Consider the following 18,609-nt stretch of genomic DNA (forward strand, 5'->3'; position numbering starts at 1 on the left):
AGGAAACGTAGCACAACGGTGCGCCGCAGGACCGCCGCGAGCAGCGCCGACGCGGCGCCCTAGTGCGCGGCTTTGCCGGTCTCGGCCACGATCTCGCACTTGGCCTTGCCGCCCTGCTCGGCGGCGCAATACTTTTTCGCGGCCCGACGCGCCTGTCCGGCGCTATTGCCTTCGGAGGCATACAGCTCGCCGTCTGCGCCGAGGGCCATCGCCGCATGGGCAAGCTGGTGCACATAGGCAAAGCAATCCGGCTCGCCACCGCACAGCTGCAGCACGGCCTGCCGGGCATCGCGGCGGCGCGTGCCGCCGGCCGCAGCGTAGGCCTTCTGCTGCTTGCCGTTGTAGCCGAGCGCGCTGAAGGGCCAGTACACCGCGCGGCCGCCGCTGCCGGCCGAGACCACGACGTCGCAGCGCGCACCGGGCCTGGCCAGCACGCATTGCCGCAACGCCTCGTCCGCCGTCGCGGCGTAGCCGATGGCGTCGTCGTCGGAAGCGGCCAGGTAGAAGTAATCGTCGTAGAAACTCACCACCAGGCAGGACGGTCCGCAGTCGCGTTGCGCAGCCGCCTTGGCTTGGTCGGCGTCGCTGTAGTTCCACACCGACCCCATCGCCCGGCTCGCCGGATCCAGCGCGACTGCGCCGGCCAACCACTCGCACTGGCTTTGCAGCACGGGCTGATTGTTGGCGTACATGCCGACCACCACGTCCTGGCAGGACTGCCAGGCCTTCGCCGATCCCGACCATCCCAATCCCGCCGCCATCAGCAGCAGCAGCAAGCCCCACATCCGTTGGTTCATTCGTGCCTTCCATGCCCGTTTCGAGTCGCGCATTCTAAATGCTGCCGATTGCGCATTGGGAACAATCGCGCATGCGCCCACGCCGCGAGGCGGCCCACCGGCCGACCAAAAAAAACGCCGGGCAAGCCCGGCGTTTTCGGTACCGCGATCGCAGGTGCGATCAGCCCAGCAGGTGCGCCACGCCGCTGCGCTCTTCTTCCAGCTCGGCCAGGGTCTTGTCGATGTACTTCTGGCTGAAGTCGTCGATCGGCAGATCCTTGACCAGGGTGTACTCGCCGTTCTCGGTGGTCACCGCGAAGCCGAACATCACGCCTTCCGGGATGCCGTAGGAGCCGTCGGACGGCACGCCCATGGTCACCCACTTGCCGTTGCTGCCCAGCACCCAGTCGCGCACGTGGTCGATGGCGGCGTTGGCGGCCGAGGCGGCCGAGGACGAGCCGCGCGCCTCGATGATCGCCGCGCCGCGCTTGCCCACGGTCGGAATGAAGGTGCCGGCGTTCCACTCCTGGTCGTTGATCGCATCGGCGATGGACGCGCCCTCGACGGTGGCGAAGCGGTAGTCCGGGTACATGGTCGGGCTGTGGTTGCCCCACACCACCAGCTTCTCGATGCCGCCGACCGGCTTGCCGAGCTTGCCGGCCAGTTGGCTCAGCGCGCGGTTGTGGTCCAGGCGCAGCATGGCGGTGAAGTTCTTCGGGTTCAGGTCCGGCGCCGACTTCATCGCGATGTAGGCGTTGGTGTTGGCCGGGTTGCCGACCACCAGCACCTTGACGTTGCGGCTGGCGACCTTGTTCAGCGCCGCGCCCTGCGCGGTGAAGATCTTGGCGTTCTCCAGCAGTAGGTCCTTGCGCTCCATGCCCGGGCCGCGCGGACGCGCACCGACCAGCAGGGCGACGTCGGCGTCCTTGAACGCCACTTCGGCGTCGTCGGTGCCGACCATGCCGGCCAGCAGCGGGAACGCGCAGTCTTCCAGCTCCATCATCACGCCCTTCAGCGCGGCCTGGGCCTTCTCCATCGGCAGCTCGAGCAGCTGCAGGATCACCGGCTGGTCCTTGCCCAGCATTTCGCCGGAGGCGATACGGAACAGCAGGGCATAGCCGATCTGGCCGGCAGCGCCGGTCACAGCAACACGTACGGGTGTCTTCATGGGGGGTTCCTCTGCTAAAAAAGGGATAAGGGAATCAGTAGACGCGGTAGCCGAGCGGCTGCAGGTGCGCGTCCAGGGCGGCGGTGTCGTAGCCGTCGATGACGTGCTGGCCGATCACCGTGATCGGCACGCCTTCGCGGCCCAGGGCGGCGGCGGCCAGGCGGCCTTCCTCCTGCTCCACGTCGAGCACGCGGTAGCGGACCTGGGCACGTTCGAAATCCGCCTGTTGCCGGCGGCAGTAGCCGCACCAGTCGGCGGCCAGCATGACGATACCGTCCGCGCCGGTGAGCCGCCGCGGATCGCCGGCCGCCAGCGCTGCCGGCGCCGGGGTTGCCCCCGAACTGCGCCACCACGCGTGCACGCCGCCACCGATTGCAAGCAGCACCATGCACAGCAAAAGGGGACGCATCGTCATCGAGGGTCGGGCGCGGCAAGCAACCGGGAAATGTTAGCACGCAGGCCATCTGCGACCGGCCGCCAGGGCCGGTCGCGGCGGCACTCAGGCGTCGAGCAGGCGGTTCCACTCGGCGACGCGGTCGGCCTTGGCCGCCAGCACCGCATCGGTGTCGCCTTCGATGGTGATCTTGTTGATCGCATCGCCCTGGGCGACGCTGTCGACCACGTCCAGGCCCTGGGTCACCTTGCCGAACACGGTGTGCTTGCCGTCCAGCCACGGGGTGGCGGTGTGGGTGATGAAGAACTGGCTGCCGTTGGTGCTGGGACCGGCATTGGCCATCGACAGCACGCCGCGCTCGTGGCGCACGCCGTTGTCGGTCTCGTCCTCGAACCGGTAGCCCGGGCCGCCGCGGCCGGAGCCTTCCGGGCAGCCGCCCTGGATCATGAAATCGGCGATCACGCGGTGGAAGCTCAGCCCGTCGTAGAAGCCGCGCTTGGCCAGGTTCACGAAGTTGGCCACGGTCAGCGGCGCCTTGTCGGGGTACAGCTCGATCGTGATCGGGCCGCGGGCGGTGTCGAAATGGGCGATCAGGGACATGGGATTCCTTGGAAACGGGGGCGTCATTTGGGGCGCATAGGATACACGGCGGCCTGTTTGGCCCGCTTCCGGCACCGCCGGCAGCGCCATCGCCGCCGCCTGAATCCTGAACCGGCAGGCGCGTCCGGATACAGGTATAATAGCGGGCTTACTCTCCTTCCTTTCTGGCGCCGGTTGGCCCCCTTTCGCATGTCCATCGAAAATCTTCGCAATATCGCCATCGTCGCCCACGTCGATCATGGCAAGACCACTCTCGTCGACTGCCTGCTGAAGCAGTCCGGCACCCTCTCCGAGCGCACGGTGCTGGCCGAGCGCGTGATGGACAGCAACGATCAGGAAAAGGAACGTGGCATCACGATCCTGGCCAAGAACACGGCCATCACCTGGCAGGGCAACCGCATCAACATCGTCGACACCCCCGGACACGCCGACTTCGGCGGCGAAGTGGAACGTGTGCTGTCGATGGTGGACTCGGTGCTGATCCTGGTCGACGCGATGGACGGGCCGATGCCGCAGACCCGCTTCGTGACCCAGAAGGCCTTCGCGATGGGCTTCAAGCCGATCGTGGTGGTCAACAAGATCGACCGTCCGGGCGCGCGTCCTGACTGGGTGATCGACCAGGTGTTCGACCTGTTCGACAAGCTCGGCGCGACCAACGAGCAGCTCGACTTCCCGATCGTCTACGCTTCGGCGCTGCACGGCTACGCGAGCCTGGACGACAGCGCCCGCGAAGGCGACATGACCCCGCTGTACGAAGCGATCATGAAGCACGTGGCGCCGCCGCAGGTGGACCCGGACGGTCCGTTCCAGATGCGCATCAGCCAGCTGGACTACAACAACTTCGTCGGCCTGATCGGCATCGGCCGCATCCAGCGCGGCAAGGTCAAGAAGAACATGCCGGTCAGCATCGTCGACCGCGAAGGCAAGAAGCGCCAGGGCAAGATCCTGCAGGTGCTGGGCTTCATGGGCCTGGAGCGGGTGGAAGTGGAAGAGGCCGAGGCCGGCGACATCGTCGCCATCTCCGGCGTCGCCGACATGAGCATCTCCGACACCATCTGCGCCCTGGACACCCCGGAAGCGCTGCCGGCGCTGACCGTGGACGAACCGACCATCTCGATGACCTTCCAGGTCAACAACTCGCCGTTCGCCGGCAGCAAGGAACACAGCGGCGGCAAGTTCATCACCAGCCGCCAGATCCGCGAGCGCCTGGAGCGCGAGACGCTGCACAACGTCGCGCTGAAGGTCGAGGAAGGCTCGGACCCGGACAAGTTCCTGGTCTCCGGCCGCGGCGAGCTGCACCTGTCGGTGCTGATCGAGAACATGCGCCGCGAAGGCTTCGAGCTGGCGGTGTCGCGCCCGGAAGTCATCGTCAAGGAAATCGACGGCAAGCTGATGGAGCCGGTCGAGCAGCTGGTGGTGGACATCGAAGAGCAGCACCAGGGCGGCGTGATGGAGAAGCTGGGCGTGCGCAAGGGCCAGCTGAAGAACATGGAGCCGGACGGCAAGGGCCGCGTGCGCCTGGACTACATGATCCCGGCGCGTGGCCTGATCGGCTTCCAGAACGAGTTCCGCACCCTGACCCAGGGTTCGGGCCTGCTGTTCCACGTGTTCGACCATTACGGCCCGAAGGAACAGGGCGCCATCGCCAAGCGCCAGAACGGCGTGATGATCGCCAACGCCGCCGGCGCCACCCCCGCCTACTCGCTGGGGCCGCTGGAAGAGCGTGGCCGCCTGTTCGCCGCCGAAGGCGACAACGTGTACGAAGGCCAGCTGATCGGTATCCACTCCAAGGACAACGATCTGACCGTCAACGCGATCAAGACCAAGCCGCTGACCAACATGCGCGCCTCGGGCAAGGACGATGCGATCAAGCTGACCCCGGCGATCAAGTACACGCTGGAGCAGGCGCTGGACTTCATCGAGGACGACGAGCTGGTCGAAGTCACCCCGAAGGAAATCCGCCTGCGCAAGAAGTTCCTGACCGAAAGCGATCGCAAGCGCGCCGGTCGCGGCGGCTGATCGCCGAGTTCCCGTGGCCAGCAAGAAGGCGTACAACCCGGATCCGCATGCGCATCCGGGCCTGCACCTGATCGCACTGCTGGAGGCCGGCAAAGGCCTGCTGGCGGTGCTCGCGGCCACGGGTCTGGAACTGATGGGTCCGCTGCCGCTGCGCGCGGCGGTGGGCCGGCTGATCGTCCGCTTCAGCCTGGACCCCGAGCACGGCGCTCTGCCGTCGCTGCTCACCATGATCAATCCCGGCGCGGTACATCTTGCCGCCGCCGGCATGCTCGCCTACGGCGTGCTGCACATCGTCGAAGCCTGGGGCCTGTGGCGCGCCAAGGCCTGGGCGTCGATGCTGGGCTGCATCTCCGCCGCCATCTATCTGCCGTTCGACATCTACGCGATCGTGCGCCATCCCGGCTGGGCCGCGTGGGCGGTCCTGGCGATCAACCTCGCCGTGGTCGGCATCCTGGCCCGCGACCTGGTCCGGCGCCGGCGGCGTCCCGCGCACTGAGCGCAGGCGGGCATCAGCCCGCACCGGTTTGCCAATCCCCATAACGCTGCGTAGCCTCCTGGAGAACGACTCCCGGGGAATGCGCCGATGCGTCTGCTGCCCGTCCTGTTGCTGTGCGGCGCCCTCGCCGGCTGCCGGCACGCCGCCCTGCCCGACACCGCCGTCGCCACGCCGCCGCCCGCGTCGGCCGCGTTCGCCCATGCCGAAGCCGACATCGCCACGCTGCAGGCGCAGATGGCGCGCGGCACGCTCGACAGCGCCGGCCTGACCGCGGCCTACCTGCAGCGGATCGATGCGCTGGACCGGCAAGGACCGGCGCTGCACGCGCTCATCGAGCTCAATCCGCACGCCCTGGACGAAGCCCGGCAACTGGACGCCGAACGCCGCGCCGGGCACCTGCGCGGCCCGCTGCACGGCATCCCGCTGGTGTTGAAGGACAACATCGATGCGCGGCCGATGGCCAACTCGGCCGGCTCGCTGGCCCTGGCCGACTTCCACCCGCCGCACGACGCCTTTCTGGTGCAGCGCCTGCGCCAGGCGGGCGCGGTGATCCTGGGCAAGAGCAACCTCAGCGAGTGGGCCAACTTCCGTTCCAGCAAATCCAGCTCGGGCTGGAGCGCGCGCGGCGGGCAGACCCGCAACCCGTACGTGCTCGATCGCAACCCCTGCGGCTCCAGCGCCGGCACCGGCGTGGCGGTGTCGGCCAATCTGGCCACGGCCGGCATCGGCACCGAGACCGACGGCAGCATCGTCTGCCCGGCCGCGGTGAACGGCCTGGTCGGACTGAAACCGACCGTGGGCCTGGTCAGCCGCGACGGCATCATCCCGATCTCCGCCAGCCAGGACACCGCCGGGCCGATGACCCGCAGCGTCGCCGATGCGGCGACGCTGCTGAGCGTGCTGGCCGCGCCCGACGCTGCCGACCCGGCCACCGCCGCGGCACCGCGCCCCTCCGGCTACGACTACGCCGCGCACCTGCGCCGCGACGCGCTGCGCGGCGCGCGTATCGGCCTGCTGCCCTCGCCGCTGACCCAGACCCCGGACATCGCCGCGGCGCAGGCGCGCGCGGTCGCCGCGTTACGCGCCGCCGGCGCCACCGTGGTCGATGCGCGGATCCCCACCGCCGGGCAATGGGACGACGCCGAACTGAGCGTGTTGCTGACCGAGTTCAAGGCCGGGCTGGAACGCTACCTCGACACGCGCCAGGCGCCGCTGCGCACCCTGGCGCAACTGATCGCGTTCAACCGCGCGCATGCCGAGCGCGAGTTGGCGCACTTCGACCAGGCCCTGTTCGAACAGGCGCAGGCCACCCGCGGCGTGGACGACCCGGCCTACCTGGAAGCGCGGGCGAAAGCCAGGCGCCTGGCCGGTGCGGACGGCATCGATGCGGCGCTGCGCGCGCAGCGGCTGGATGCGCTGATCGCGCCGACCACCGGCCGCGCCTGGAAGACCGACCCGCTCCACGGCGACGACTTTCCCGGCGCCAGCTACGGTGCGGCCGCAGTGGCCGGCTATCCGAGCCTGACGGTGCCGATGGGCGCCAGCGACGGCCTGCCGCTGGGCTTGGTGTTCATCGGCGGCGCCTGGAGCGAGCCGCGCCTGATCGAACTGGGCTACGCCTACGAACAGCGCAGCCGCGCACGCACGCCGCCGACATTCTTGCCGATGCTGCCGCAGACCACGGAGCATCCGTAAAGCGGATAGCGCCGCAACGGCGCCAAGGCGCACCCAATCGACAGGGGTTGGCGAAGAACGCCCCTGTAGGAGCGGCTTCAGCCGCGACCGAGACTTACCAGGAAAGCGCCGGTCGCGGCTGAAGCCGCTCCTACAGGTTTGAGAATCCACGCGTCACCAACAACGCGTGGACACTGCAGGCGCCTGCCGCAACGACGACACGACGCAACGCGACGCTATGCCGTATCCGGCCGCGGCGCGTCCGGATCCTGCGCCACTGTCGCCGCCGGCGCGCCATCCTCGGCGCCGGGCGAGCGCATCGCCGCCGAGTCGCTGGTCGTCGATGGCGGCCGCGGGGCCGCGCGCGCGGTGTCCGAGGAAATCTCCGCGCGCATCCTCGGCAAGGCATATGGATGTTCGCGGGTCAGGAAATCGATCATCCGTTCGCGCACGATGCAGCGCAGGTCGAACGCATCGCCGGAGTTGCGCGCGCTGACCAGCAGGCGCACCTGAATCGTGCTCTCGCTGGTTTCGGTCACCTGGGTCACGCAGACGCGGCCATCCCACAGCGGCTCGCTCTTGCAGATCCGCTCCAGCTCGGCGCGCAGCTGCGGCATCGGCGTGCGGTAGTCCAGCCACAGGAACGCGGTGCCGAGCAGGTCGGCGCTGCTGCGCGTCCAGTTCTGGAACGGGTTCTCGATGAACCAGGTCAACGGCACCACCATGCGCCGCTCGTCCCAGATCCGCACCACCACGTAGGAACTGCCGATCTCCTCGATGCGGCCCCACTCGCCTTCGACGATGACCACGTCGTCGAGCCGGATCGGCTGGGTCAAGGCGATCTGCAGGCCTGCGATCAGGTTGCCGAACACCGGCTTGGCGGCGATACCGGCGACCAGGCCGATGATGCCGGCCGAGGCCAGCAGCGTGGTGCCGATCTGCCGCACCGCCGGGAAGGTCAGCAGCACCACCGAGGTACCGAGCAGGATGATCGTGCCCATCGCCACGCGGGCCAGCACCCGGGTCTGGGTCTGGATGCGCCGCGCGGTCAGATTGTCGGCCACTTCGATCGGGTAGCTGCGCAGGATCGCCTTTTCCAGCGCGGCGGCGCCGCGCACCAGCAGCCAGGTCACGCAGCCGATCATGCCGATATGCAGCAGGTGCTGCAGGTCGGTCAGCGCGCGCTCGTCCAGCGGCGTGGATTCCAGCGCGAAGCTGAGCATCAGCATCGGCAGCAGGAACGCCATCGGCACGCTGAGCACGCGCACGATGCGCGCACGCCGGTAGTCGCGCCCGCGCATGCGCTGCGCGATGCGCAGCAACAGCCACCAGGCGAGGAAGCCGAGCACTACCGCGGCGCCGATCGGCAACGTGTAATCGCGCCACGGGATCCAGTCGAGATCCAGGTTCAAGATGCGCTCCTTGAAGGGGGGGGAGGAGGCGCGACAGTGTGACAAAGCAAGGATAAGCATCGTGTCGAGCGCTGCGACCGGTACGAACCGCGTCGTCATCGCGAGGCGCGCGCATCGCGCGCATCCGCGACAGGCTCATCGCGAGCGAGTGGAGCCCCATTCCTGGCGCAGTCCATGCCCGATATGCGCGGTCGCATCGTGCGGGGTTCCTGCCCGGTGACAAGCAACTCGCCAACGGCCTGCAGCGGTCGCCGCAATTGGTGCGTCTTCAGTTACGAAGCTGGATGCAGCAGACACTGCGCCTGCCAGGGCCCGATGCGCCGACATCGCCAACCAGCACCACCAGTCCCGCATCGCAGGCCGCGATGCGTGCGCACGGCAGCTGCATGCGTAGCGCCGGATATCGACGACTCACGCGCATCAACGAGACCTACCGCCACACCATCGGCGCCTGACGCACGCGGCGCACCAGCAAGCGCGCCGCGGTGACCGCGGAAGCGCGCCGTCAGTCCGTCGTCAGCGGTACGCTGCGCCCGTTCTGCTTGCGCACGATGGCCAGCGCGATCTCCAGCGATTGCTCGTAGTTCAGGCGCGGATCCACGCTGGAACGATAGGCCCGCTCCAGGTCGCGCTCGGTCAGCTCGCGCGCGCCGCCGGTGCATTCGGTGACGTCTTCGCCGGTCAGCTCCAAGTGCACGCCACCCAGCCGCGTGCCGGCCGCGGCGTGGATGTCGAACGACTGCTCCACCTCGCCCAATACGTTGTCGTAGCGCCGCGTCTTGTAGCCGTTGCTGGTGCTCTCGGTATTGCCGTGCATCGCATCGCACACCCACAGCACGCGGCGGCCGTCGCGCTTCACCGCATCCAGCAGCGGCGGCAGCTTCTGCGCGATCTGCGCCGCGCCCATGCGGTGGATGAAGGTCAGCCGGCCCGGTTCGTCCTCGGGATTGAGCACGTCGATCAGGCGCAGCAACTGGTCCGGCTGCGCCGACGGCCCGACCTTGATCGCGATCGGGTTGCGGATACCGCGGAAATACTCCACGTGCGCACCGTCCAGCGCGGCGGTGCGCATGCCGATCCACGGATAGTGCGTGCTGAGGTTGAACCAGCCCCACTGCCGCGGCACCTCGCGGGTCAGCGCTTCCTCGTACGGCAGCAGCAGCGCTTCGTGCGAGGTGTAGAAATCGACCCGGTTGAGGTTGTACAGCTGCGCGCCGGACAGCGTCTCCATGAAACGCACCGCGTCGCCGATCGAGGACACCATCTTCTGGTAGTCCTCGGCCAGCGGCGAATAGCCGACCCAGCTCAGGTTCCAGTACTCGGGATGGTGCAGGTCGGCGAAGCCGCCATCGATCAGCGCGCGCACGAAGTTCATCGTCATCGCCGAACGCGAGTGCGCGGTGATCATCCGCCGCGGATCGGGCACGCGCGCCTGCGCGGTGAACTCCGGGCCGTTGACCACGTCGCCGCGGTAGCTGGGCAGGGTCACGCCATCGCGGGTTTCGGTATCGGCCGAGCGCGGCTTGGCGTACTGGCCGGCGTAGCGGCCTACGCGCACCACCGGCAGGCGCAAGCCGTGCACCAGCACCAGGCTCATCTGCAGCAGCACCTTGAGCCGATTGGAGATCGTGCCGGACTCGCAATCGCTGAAGTTCTCCGCGCAATCGCCGCCCTGCAGCAGGAACCGCTTGCCTTCCTGCGCCTCGGCCAGTTGCTTCTTCAGCGCGAAGATCTCCCACGAGGTGACCAGCGGCGGCAGGTGGCGCAATTCGCCCAGCGTCGCTTCCAGCGCCTGCGCGTCCGGATACACCGGCATCTGCAGCGCGGGTTTGCCGCGCCAGCTTGCGGGCGCCCACGACGGTGAAGCGGATTCGGGCGCGGCGGCGGGGACGGACAGGTTCATGAAAGGACTCCTTGGCAATCTGCGATGTTCGCAGAGCCTGGCCGCGACGCAAAGCACTGCGTGACGCGCTTGCGTAGCCGTGGGCGCAACCGGCGCCGGGACATGAACGCCAGGCAAAGCGCGCACGCCAGCCATGACTTCCGACCTACGCCAGCGCCGTCACGAAAGTAGAATGTTATTACATAACAAGCCCGTTTCCCTTCCATTCCAGGTCTCGCCCTCGCCATGACGCCCCGCCCCCTCTCCACCGCCATCGCCCTTGTCCTGCTGGCCGCACCCGGCTTCGCGCTCGCCACCGATGCGACCAGCGCCGACACCGGCCCCGAGCGCACCACCGACCTGGATGCGGTCACCGTCACCGCCAAGCTGGAGGCGGCGCGCAACGCGCTGTCGCCGGACATCGGCAGCAGCCAGTACTCGATCACGGCCGAGGACATCGAGCGGCTGCCGCTGGGCGCCTCCACCCCGCTCAACCAGGTGCTGCTGCAGGCGCCGGGCGTGGTCCAGGATTCCTACGGCGGCATCCACGTGCGCGGCGACCACGCCAACCTGCAGTACCGCATCAATGGCGTGCTGATCCCCGAGTCCATCTCCGGCTTCGGCCAGAGCCTGGATCCGCGCACGATCAAGAGCATCAAGCTGCTCGACGGCGCGCTGCCGGCGCAGTTCGGCGATCGCACCGCGGCAGTGGTGGACATCACCACCAAGAGCGGCGTGGAACTGGGCAACGGCGGCAGCGTCGGCATCACCGGCGGCTCCTACGGCACGCTCAACCCGAACGCCTCCTGGTGGGGCAGCAGCGGCCGCTGGAGCTGGTTCGTCACCGGCGATTACGAGCAGAACAAGCTCGGCCTGGAGAATCCGGTCAACAGCCGCGACCCCGAGCACGACAAGACGCATCAGGGCAAAGGCTTCGCCGACCTCAGCTACCTGATCGACGAGAACACCCGGCTCAGCCTGCTGGTCGGCTACGCCAACAACCGCTTCCAGATCCCGAACAATCCCGGGCAGACCCCTGCCTACGATTACCTGGGCAGCACCGACTTCGATTCGTCCAAGCTCGACGAGAACCAGCGCGAGAACACCCGCTTCGGCACCCTGGTGCTGCAGGGTTCGCTCGGCGCCACCAGCTATCAGCTATCGGCCGGTCAGCGCTACAGCAGCGTCGCGTTCTCGCCCGACGTCGCCGGCGACCTGATCTTCAACGGCGTCGCCTCGCAGGTGGACCGCAGCAACCGCGCCAACACCGTGCAGGCCGACTTCTCCACCCCGCTCGGCGACGCGCACACGCTGCGCTACGGCGTGTACGGCAACTTCGAGCACGCCGTCGCCAGCAACAATTCCTATGTGTTCCCAGCCGATGCCGACGGCAACCAGACCAGCAACGCGCCGGTCTTCATTCCCGACGCCAGCCGCTTCCACGCCAGCACCTACGCGGTTTACCTGCAGGACGAATGGAAGATCGGCAACGACTGGACCGTGAATTATGGCGTGCGCGGCGACCGCTACAAGGCGTTCGGTACCACCGAAGGCCAGCTCAGCCCGCGCCTGGGCGTGGTCTGGCAGGCCAGCGCCGACACCACCGTGCATGCCGGCTATGCGCGCTACTTCACCCCGCCGGCCAGCGAACTGATCTCCACCAGCGACATCGCCCTGTACGACGGCACCACCAACCAGCAGTCCACCGCCGGCGGCGCGACCACGCCGCTGAGCGAGCGCAGCGACTACTACGACATGGGCATCTCGCAGGTGGTCAACGAGCACCTGACCCTGGGCCTGGACACCTACTATCGCAAGGCCGACCGCCTGCAGGACGAAGGCCAGTTCGGCGCCGCCTACGTGTATTCCACGTTCAACTACCGCTACGGCCGCATCCGCGGCGCGGAGTTCAGCGCCGACTACAGCAACGGCCCGGTCACCGCCTACTTCAACGTCGCCTACAGCAAGGCGATGGGCAAGCGGGTCATGACCAGCCTGTACAACTTCGATCCGGACGCGCTGGCCTACGCCTACGACAACTGGATCCACCTGGACCACGACCAGAAGTTCACCTCGTCCGGCGGCATCAGCTACGCGATCGACGACGCCAGCCGGATCGGTGCCAACTACCTGTTCGGCAGCGGCCTGCGCACCGATACCGACACCGTGCCCAACGGCGGCGAGCTGCCGTCGTACTTCCAGCTGAACCTCAGCGCCGGCCACGACTTCGCGCTCAGCGCGCATCCGCTGCACGCGCAAGTGGCGGTGCTCAACGTGCTCGATCGCGCCTACCAACTGCGCGACGGCGGCGGCATCGGCGTGTTCGCCCCGCAATGGGCGCCGCGCCGCGGCGTCTACCTGAGCCTGCAGCAGGATTTCTGAGGCAGGCACGCAGCCAGGCCGCGCCCGCGTCGGGCCGGCCTGGATGCGTGGATGTATTCATCCATGGATGAGCGTAGCGCAGCGACGTTCGCAGCGGGCTGCGCCGCCGCTGCCCGCGGATTCACGCCATCCGTTTACCGCCTATAGCACCGTGTAGGAGCGGCTTCAGCCGCGACAGGGTCTTATACCGATAGTGCCTGTCGCGACTGAAGTCGCTCCTACAAGGGCGCTCACTCCCAGCCGACGGCAAGGCGCGCAGCACGCGAAAATCTCAGTGCAGCGAACGCCGCCGGGCCTTGAACCCGGCATACAGCGCGTACAGCGCCAGCGCTACGAAACAGATCAGGCACCACATCGGCATCGACAGGCCGAGGAAGCGCCAGTCGATATTGCCGCAGTCGCCGGTCCCGGTCAGCACCCGGCGCAGCACTTCGAACGGCCCCATCGTCTCGCGCAGGAAGCTCAGCGGCGGCCCGCAGGAGGCCATCGGATCGGGAAACAGCTGCACCGACACGTGCTTGGTGGAGATGCCGGCGCCGATGGCCGCGGCCAGGAACGCCAGCACGCCATACACCTTGCGCCCGCCGCTGCGGGCCGGCCCGTGCAAGGCACCGAGCAGGAACAGCAGGCCCAGCGCGGCGAACGCGATGCGCTGGAAGATGCACAGCGGACAGGGCTCGATGCCGAGTTGCACCTGCACGTAGATCGCATAGCCCAGCAGTCCGGCACAGATCAGGAAGCCGAACAGGAACTGCGCGCGGAAACTCCAGCGTAACGGGTTCATCGGGTCGGGCTCACATGAACGGTGCGCGCATTATCCGCCATCGCCCGCCTCGCCACCATGTGCCGTGCGTCCCTGGGTGCAGCGAACGCGGCGAATCATGCGCGGCACAAACCGACGCCCCCCAGACGCAAAAAAGCCCGGACATGCCGGGCTTCTTGCTGACGCGGTGCGGGCCGGATTTACTCGGCCACTTCCTCGGCGATCGCGGTCGGACGATCGACCAGCTCGACGTACGCCATCGGCGCATTGTCGCCGGCGCGGAAGCCGCACTTCAGGATGCGCAGGTAGCCGCCCGGACGCGACTGGTAACGCGGGCCCAGCTCGACGAACAGCTTGCCCACCGCTTCCTTGTCGCGCAGGCGCGAGAAGGCCAGACGGCGATTGGCGACGCCATCGACCTTGGCGATGGTGATCAGCGGCTCGGCGACGCGACGCAGTTCCTTGGCCTTCGGCAGGGTGGTCTTGATCAGTTCGTGCTTGAACAGCGAGGCCGCCATGTTGGAGAACATCGCCTGGCGATGGGCGCTGGTGCGGTTGAACTTGCGGCCGGATTTCTGGTGACGCATGGTCTTGATTCCTATGGAAAGTTGAAACTGCTGGAGATCGCTGTCGCCGTCCTGGCGTTGAACAATGGACTGCGGATGGTCCGAGCCGGCCGTCCCTGACCGGACAACGCCGCGGGCTTGAAGACCCGTCGGCGTAGTTGTGCAACTGATGCGGCGCGAGGCGCCGCGAAGGCGTCCCTGCTTCCCTCCCTGGCGGTCTTACCTGGACTCCGAGGAGTCCTGCCCGGCCATCCATGACCGGACCTGCAGCGTCCGTGGCCGATGCCGGTGCGGCATCGGCCAGGTGCGGCTGCTTAGCCGAGCATGCCGTGCTGGGCGACGCCGGCCGGCGGCCAGTTCTCCAGCTTCATGCCGAGCGACAGGCCGCGCTGGGCCAGCACTTCCTTGATCTCGGTCAGCGACTTCTTGCCGAGGTTCGGGGTCTTGAGCAGCTCCACTTCGGTCTTCTGGATCAGATCGCCGATGTAGTAGATGCTCTCGGCCTTCAGGCAGTTGGCCGAACGCACGGTCAGTTCCAGATCGTCGATCGGACGCAGCAGCACCGGATCCACGCCGTTGCTGGCCGGCTTGGCCGCGCCACGGTCGCGATGGGTGAAGTCGCCGAACACCGACAGCTGATCGCTGAGGATGTCGGCGGCGGTGCGCACGGCTTCCTCGGCATCGATCGTGCCATTGGTCTCGATGTCCAGGACCAGCTTGTCCAGGTCGGTGCGCTGCTCGACGCGCGCGGATTCGACCGCGTAGGCGACGCGACGCACGGGCGAGAACGACGCATCCAGGATCAGGCGACCGATGGTGCGGGTCTCCTCGTCCGGACGGCGACGCGCGGCGGCCGGCTGGTAGCCGAAGCCACGCTCGATCTTCAGACGCATGTTGATCGCCATATCCTTGGTCAGGTGGCAGATCACGTGGTCGTTGTTGAGGATCTCGACGTTGTGGTCGGTCTTGATGTCGGCGGCAGTGACCGTGCCCGGACCCTGCTTGGACAGCGACAGCGTGGCGCTGTCGCCGGTGTGTATGCGGATGGCCACGTCCTTGAGGTTGAGCAGGACATCCAACACGTCCTCCTGCAGCCCTTCGACCGTGGTGTACTCGTGCAGCACGCCGTCGATCTCGACTTCGGTGATCGCGAAGCCGGGGATCGAGGACAGCAGCACGCGACGCAGGGCATTGCCCAGCGTGTGCCCATACCCGCGCTCCAAGGGCTCGATTACGACCTTGGCGCGGTTGTCGGTAAGGCGTTCGATCTGCGGCCCACGGGGGCGCAGAACCTGGTTGGCGGTAACCGTCATGTTGCGGGTTCTCCTGACGAGCCTCCGTTGCCGGAGGCTCTCCAATGTGATTACTTCGAATACAACTCGACGATCAGCGCTTCGTTGATGTCAGCAGGCAGGTCCGCACGATCCGGCACGGCCTTGAAGATGCCGCTGAACTTCTTCGAATCGACCTCGACCCAGGACGGGTTCAGGTCGTGCGTTTCGGCAACGGTCAGCGCTTCCTGCACGCGAAGCTGCTTCTGCGCCTTTTCCGACAGGGCGATCGCGTCGCCGGCCTTGACCTGGTACGAGGCCAGGTTCACCGACTTGCCGTTGACCAGCACGCCACGGTGCGACACCAGCTGGCGCGCGGCCGGGCGGGTGACGGCGAAGCCCATGCGGTAGACGACGTTGTCCAGGCGGGTTTCCAGCAGCTGCAGCAGGTTCTCGCCGGTGTTGCCCTTCTTGGTCGAGGCCTTCTTGTAGTAGTTGCGGAACTGACGCTCCAGCAGACCGTAGATACGCTTGACCTTCTGCTTCTCGCGCAGCTGGGTGGCGTAGTCGGACAGCTTGCCCTTGCGGGCGGTCGCGCCGTGCTGGCCGGGCTTTTGCTCCAGCTTGCACTTGGAGTCCAGCGCACGCGCCGGGCTCTTGAGGGAAAGATCGGCGCCTTCACGGCGCGCGAGCTTACAGGTAGGACCGATATAACGAGCCATTTCTTATCGCTCCTTTAGACGCGACGCTTTTTCGGCGGACGGCACCCGTTGTGCGGGATGGGCGTCACGTCGATGATGTTGGTGATCTTGTATCCGACGTTGTTCAACGAACGGACGGCGGACTCGCGACCCGGACCCGGGCCCTTGATGCGCACTTCCAGCGACTTCACGCCGTAGTCGAGCGCAGCGCGCCCGGCCTTTTCGGCGGCAACCTGCGCCGCGAACGGCGTGGACTTGCGCGAACCGCGGAAACCAGCGCCACCGGAGGTCGCCCAGGACAATGCATTGCCCTGACGGTCGGTGATGGTCACGATGGTGTTGTTGAACGAAGCGTGGACGTGGGCGACGCCGTCGGTGACGACGCGCTTGATCTTCTTCTTGGTTTTTGATGCTGCGGGCTTAGCCATGTCTGTCCCTTACTTCCTGATCGCCTTGCGCGGGCCCTTGCGGGTGCGGGCGTTGGTGCGGGTGCGCTGACCACGCAGCGGCAGGCCACGACGATGACGCAGGCCGCGGTAGCAGCCCAGGTCCATCAGACGCTTGATGGCGATGCCCACTTCGCGACGCAGGTCGCCTTCGACGATGTACTTGCCGACTTCGAGGCGCAGGCGCTCGATTTCCGGTTCGGACAGGTCACGGATCTTGGTGGTCGAGGTCACGCCTGCGGCTTCGCAGACCTTCTTCGAACGGGTACGGCCGATGCCGAAAATGCTTTGCAACCCGACCCAGACGTGCTTCTGGGCTGGCAGGTTGACGCCTGCAATACGCGCCATGACGCGGTTCTCCAACTGAGTGATGGCCCGACGGCGCACTGTGGCGCCATCCGGCAGGATGGATCAAAAAGTGAACTTGTAAGTCTAGCAAGGTCTCGGGTTACATGGAAGCCCGTGGAACCTTTCGGTTCCGCAAGCCCGGCATGGGGAGTGTGCCCATGCTCCGGCGCCGGACGTCGTTGGCCAGGGTGAGGATCCACCTCGGCCGCCCGCGCTACTCCAGCGCAGGACCACCACGTCGCACCCACGCACGAGACCGCTGCATGGGCCGCCCTTCAAGTGGGAAGACTGCGCCCGGGAACCGGGGGCGCCTTCACCGAAGGAAGTCAAATTATAGCAATCAACCGCGGGCGAAACCGCCGCCGCGCGAGCCACCCTTGAGGTTGGCCTTTTTCAACAGGCTTTCGTACTGGTGCGACATCAGGTGTGCCTGGATCTGCGCAATGAAGTCCATCACCACCACGACCGCGATCAGCAGCGAGGTGCCGCCGAAATGGAACGAGGTGCCGAGCTGCGCGCGCATGATTTCCGGCAACAGACACACGATCACCAGATACAGCGAGCCGGCAGCGGTCAACCGGGTCAGCACGCCGTCGACGTAGTCGGCGGTGGCCTTGCCCGGACGGATACCCGGGATCAGCGCGCCGGACTTCTTCAGGTTGTCCGCTGTTTCCTGCGAGTTGAACACCAGCGCGGTATAGAAGAAGGCGAAGCCGATGATCAGCGCAGCGAACACGATCATGTGCACCGGCTCGCCCGGGCCAAGCGCATTGGCGATGCGCTGCAGCCAGCTGCCGAAGGTGCTGTTGGAGGCGGCCTGGCCCGACCACATCGACAGCGTCGCCGGGAAGGCGAGGATGCTCGAGGCGAAGATCGGCGGAATCACGCCGGCCATGTTCAGCTTCAGCGGCAGGAACGAGGTCTGGTTCATGTACGCGTTACGGCCGCCTTGGCGCCGCGCGTAGTTCACCGTGATCCGCCGTTGCCCGCGCTCGACGAACACCACGAACAGGGTGAAGGCGAGGATGGTCAGCACGATCAGCAACAGCGATATGAAGCTCATGTTGCCGTCGCGGTAGGCTTCCACGGTCTGGATCGACGCGGCCGGCAGCCCGGCGACGATGCCGGCGAAGATGATCAGCGACACGCCGTTGCCGATGCCGCGCTCGGTGACCTGCTCGCCGACCCACATCAGGAAGATGGTGCCGGCGGTCAGCGCGATCACCGCGGTGAGCACGAAGCCCATGCCCGGCGCGTACACCACCGGTGCGCCGCCGGGTGCAGTCTGGTTCTGCAGCGCCAGCGCGATACTGCCGCCCTGCACCACCGCCAGAAGCACCGCGCCGATGCGCGAATACTGGGTGATCTTGCGTCGGCCGGATTCGCCTTCCTTCTGCATCGCCTTCAGCGACGGGAAGATGTGCGTGGCCAACTGGATCACGATCGATGCCGAGATGTACGGCATCACGTTCAGCGCGAAAATGCTGAAACGGTGCAGGGCGCCGCCCGAGAACATGTTGAACATGTCCACGATGCCGCCGCCCTGCGCCTGCATCAGCGCAAGCATGGCTTCGGGATTGACGCCCGGCACCGGCACGTAGCAGCCGATGCGGTAGACGATCAATGCGCCGAGAACGAACAACAGGCGCTGGCGAAGTTCCGTGAACTTGCCAAGCCCGCCGCCGAGGTTACCCATGCCAGCCTGCGCCAT

At 67.1% G+C, this 18,609-nt stretch carries 18 protein-coding genes; 5 read left to right on the forward strand and 13 right to left on the reverse strand.

What is annotated here, in order from left to right; genetic code table 11:
- Window positions 1-59 precede the first annotated feature (59 nt).
- The 4 genes from HEP75_RS16510 to HEP75_RS16525 form a co-directional block, all read right to left on the reverse strand.
- Window positions 60-776 carry a DUF4189 domain-containing protein gene (locus HEP75_RS16510; protein ID WP_185824255.1) on the reverse strand — a complete coding sequence of 239 codons (717 nt, stop codon included), beginning with the start codon at window positions 774-776 and terminating at the stop codon, window positions 60-62.
- A gap of 181 nt (window positions 777-957) precedes the next feature.
- Window positions 958-1,944, reverse strand: a complete 987-nt coding sequence (locus tag HEP75_RS16515) for a malate dehydrogenase (protein ID WP_185813726.1) — start codon at window positions 1,942-1,944, stop codon at window positions 958-960.
- A 34-nt stretch (window positions 1,945-1,978) separates the two neighbouring features.
- Entirely contained in the window at window positions 1,979-2,353 is a 375-nt protein-coding gene (locus HEP75_RS16520; protein WP_255423887.1) for a glutaredoxin family protein, read from the reverse strand.
- A 90-nt stretch (window positions 2,354-2,443) separates the two neighbouring features.
- Window positions 2,444-2,938, reverse strand: a complete 495-nt coding sequence (locus HEP75_RS16525) for a peptidylprolyl isomerase (protein ID WP_185813728.1) — start codon at window positions 2,936-2,938, stop codon at window positions 2,444-2,446.
- A 189-nt stretch (window positions 2,939-3,127) separates the two neighbouring features.
- Here HEP75_RS16525 and typA point away from each other — a divergent pair, with 189 nt between their 5' ends.
- The 3 genes from typA to HEP75_RS16540 all read left to right on the forward strand — a co-directional run bounded on the left by typA (window position 3,128) and on the right by HEP75_RS16540 (window position 7,148).
- Window positions 3,128-4,957, forward strand: coding sequence for a translational GTPase TypA (gene typA, locus HEP75_RS16530; RefSeq protein ID WP_003470617.1), 1,830 nt, complete (start codon window positions 3,128-3,130; stop codon window positions 4,955-4,957).
- Between the two features lie 13 nt (window positions 4,958-4,970).
- Window positions 4,971-5,453: a DUF2127 domain-containing protein gene (locus HEP75_RS16535; protein WP_185813729.1), complete on the forward strand. Its 483-nt coding sequence runs from the start codon at window positions 4,971-4,973 to the stop codon at window positions 5,451-5,453.
- Between the two features lie 87 nt (window positions 5,454-5,540).
- Window positions 5,541-7,148, forward strand: a complete 1,608-nt coding sequence (locus HEP75_RS16540) for an amidase (RefSeq protein ID WP_185824257.1) — start codon at window positions 5,541-5,543, stop codon at window positions 7,146-7,148.
- Window positions 7,149-7,363: 215 nt separating this feature from the next.
- On the opposite strand, the gene HEP75_RS16545 is transcribed toward HEP75_RS16540, so the two are convergent.
- Complete coding sequence (locus tag HEP75_RS16545) at window positions 7,364-8,533, reverse strand: mechanosensitive ion channel family protein (protein WP_185816667.1); 1,170 nt, start codon at window positions 8,531-8,533, stop codon at window positions 7,364-7,366.
- A gap of 290 nt (window positions 8,534-8,823) precedes the next feature.
- On the opposite strand from HEP75_RS16545, the gene HEP75_RS22175 reads away from it, so the two are divergent.
- A complete protein-coding gene (locus HEP75_RS22175) occupies window positions 8,824-8,994 on the forward strand; it encodes a hypothetical protein (protein WP_221899274.1) in 171 nt (56 codons plus the stop codon).
- A 50-nt stretch (window positions 8,995-9,044) separates the two neighbouring features.
- Here HEP75_RS22175 and HEP75_RS16550 read toward each other — a convergent pair whose 3' ends face one another.
- Window positions 9,045-10,442, reverse strand: a complete 1,398-nt coding sequence (locus HEP75_RS16550; protein WP_185813731.1) for a 3-deoxy-7-phosphoheptulonate synthase class II — start codon at window positions 10,440-10,442, stop codon at window positions 9,045-9,047.
- 225 nt (window positions 10,443-10,667) lie between these two features.
- Between HEP75_RS16550 and HEP75_RS16555 the strand changes: the two genes are divergently transcribed.
- Window positions 10,668-12,803, forward strand: a complete 2,136-nt coding sequence (locus HEP75_RS16555; RefSeq protein WP_185824258.1) for a TonB-dependent receptor — start codon at window positions 10,668-10,670, stop codon at window positions 12,801-12,803.
- 271 nt (window positions 12,804-13,074) lie between these two features.
- On the opposite strand, the gene HEP75_RS16560 is transcribed toward HEP75_RS16555, so the two are convergent.
- The 7 genes from HEP75_RS16560 to secY all read right to left on the reverse strand — a co-directional run bounded on the left by HEP75_RS16560 (window position 13,075) and on the right by secY (window position 18,609).
- Window positions 13,075-13,587, reverse strand: coding sequence for a disulfide bond formation protein B (locus tag HEP75_RS16560; protein ID WP_185824259.1), 513 nt, complete (start codon window positions 13,585-13,587; stop codon window positions 13,075-13,077).
- Between the two features lie 179 nt (window positions 13,588-13,766).
- Window positions 13,767-14,153, reverse strand: coding sequence for a 50S ribosomal protein L17 (gene rplQ, locus HEP75_RS16565; protein ID WP_003470628.1), 387 nt, complete (start codon window positions 14,151-14,153; stop codon window positions 13,767-13,769).
- A 293-nt stretch (window positions 14,154-14,446) separates the two neighbouring features.
- Window positions 14,447-15,445 (reverse strand): DNA-directed RNA polymerase subunit alpha, encoded by a 999-nt coding sequence (gene rpoA, locus HEP75_RS16570; protein WP_003470629.1) that lies wholly within the window; start codon window positions 15,443-15,445, stop codon window positions 14,447-14,449.
- A 50-nt stretch (window positions 15,446-15,495) separates the two neighbouring features.
- Complete coding sequence (gene rpsD / locus HEP75_RS16575) at window positions 15,496-16,125, reverse strand: 30S ribosomal protein S4 (protein WP_010340454.1); 630 nt, start codon at window positions 16,123-16,125, stop codon at window positions 15,496-15,498.
- Between the two features lie 14 nt (window positions 16,126-16,139).
- Window positions 16,140-16,532: a 30S ribosomal protein S11 gene (gene rpsK, locus HEP75_RS16580; protein WP_179570576.1), complete on the reverse strand. Its 393-nt coding sequence runs from the start codon at window positions 16,530-16,532 to the stop codon at window positions 16,140-16,142.
- 9 nt (window positions 16,533-16,541) lie between these two features.
- Window positions 16,542-16,898 carry a 30S ribosomal protein S13 gene (gene rpsM / locus HEP75_RS16585; protein WP_145701687.1) on the reverse strand — a complete coding sequence of 119 codons (357 nt, stop codon included), beginning with the start codon at window positions 16,896-16,898 and terminating at the stop codon, window positions 16,542-16,544.
- 340 nt (window positions 16,899-17,238) lie between these two features.
- Complete coding sequence (gene secY, locus HEP75_RS16590) at window positions 17,239-18,609, reverse strand: preprotein translocase subunit SecY (protein ID WP_179570575.1); 1,371 nt, start codon at window positions 18,607-18,609, stop codon at window positions 17,239-17,241.

Origin of the sequence: Xanthomonas sp. SI (genome assembly GCF_014236855.1) — a bacterium.
Classification (GTDB): Bacteria; Pseudomonadota; Gammaproteobacteria; order Xanthomonadales; family Xanthomonadaceae; genus Xanthomonas_A.

Coding starts and splice junctions, on each gene's coding strand:
- rpsK (WP_179570576.1), bottom strand. CDS start 16,532: ATGGCTAAGCCCGCAGCATCAAAAACCAAGAAGAAGATCAAGCGCGTC.
- HEP75_RS22175 (WP_221899274.1), top strand. CDS start 8,824: ATGCAGCAGACACTGCGCCTGCCAGGGCCCGATGCGCCGACATCGCCA.
- HEP75_RS16520 (WP_255423887.1), bottom strand. CDS start 2,353: ATGCGTCCCCTTTTGCTGTGCATGGTGCTGCTTGCAATCGGTGGCGGC.
- HEP75_RS16560 (WP_185824259.1), bottom strand. CDS start 13,587: ATGAACCCGTTACGCTGGAGTTTCCGCGCGCAGTTCCTGTTCGGCTTC.
- typA (WP_003470617.1), top strand. CDS start 3,128: ATGTCCATCGAAAATCTTCGCAATATCGCCATCGTCGCCCACGTCGAT.
- rpsD (WP_010340454.1), bottom strand. CDS start 16,125: ATGGCTCGTTATATCGGTCCTACCTGTAAGCTCGCGCGCCGTGAAGGC.
- HEP75_RS16550 (WP_185813731.1), bottom strand. CDS start 10,442: ATGAACCTGTCCGTCCCCGCCGCCGCGCCCGAATCCGCTTCACCGTCG.
- HEP75_RS16555 (WP_185824258.1), top strand. CDS start 10,668: ATGACGCCCCGCCCCCTCTCCACCGCCATCGCCCTTGTCCTGCTGGCC.
- rplQ (WP_003470628.1), bottom strand. CDS start 14,153: ATGCGTCACCAGAAATCCGGCCGCAAGTTCAACCGCACCAGCGCCCAT.
- rpsM (WP_145701687.1), bottom strand. CDS start 16,898: ATGGCGCGTATTGCAGGCGTCAACCTGCCAGCCCAGAAGCACGTCTGG.
- HEP75_RS16515 (WP_185813726.1), bottom strand. CDS start 1,944: ATGAAGACACCCGTACGTGTTGCTGTGACCGGCGCTGCCGGCCAGATC.
- HEP75_RS16540 (WP_185824257.1), top strand. CDS start 5,541: ATGCGTCTGCTGCCCGTCCTGTTGCTGTGCGGCGCCCTCGCCGGCTGC.
- rpoA (WP_003470629.1), bottom strand. CDS start 15,445: ATGACGGTTACCGCCAACCAGGTTCTGCGCCCCCGTGGGCCGCAGATC.
- HEP75_RS16525 (WP_185813728.1), bottom strand. CDS start 2,938: ATGTCCCTGATCGCCCATTTCGACACCGCCCGCGGCCCGATCACGATC.
- secY (WP_179570575.1), bottom strand. CDS start 18,609: ATGGCGCAGGCTGGCATGGGTAACCTCGGCGGCGGGCTTGGCAAGTTC.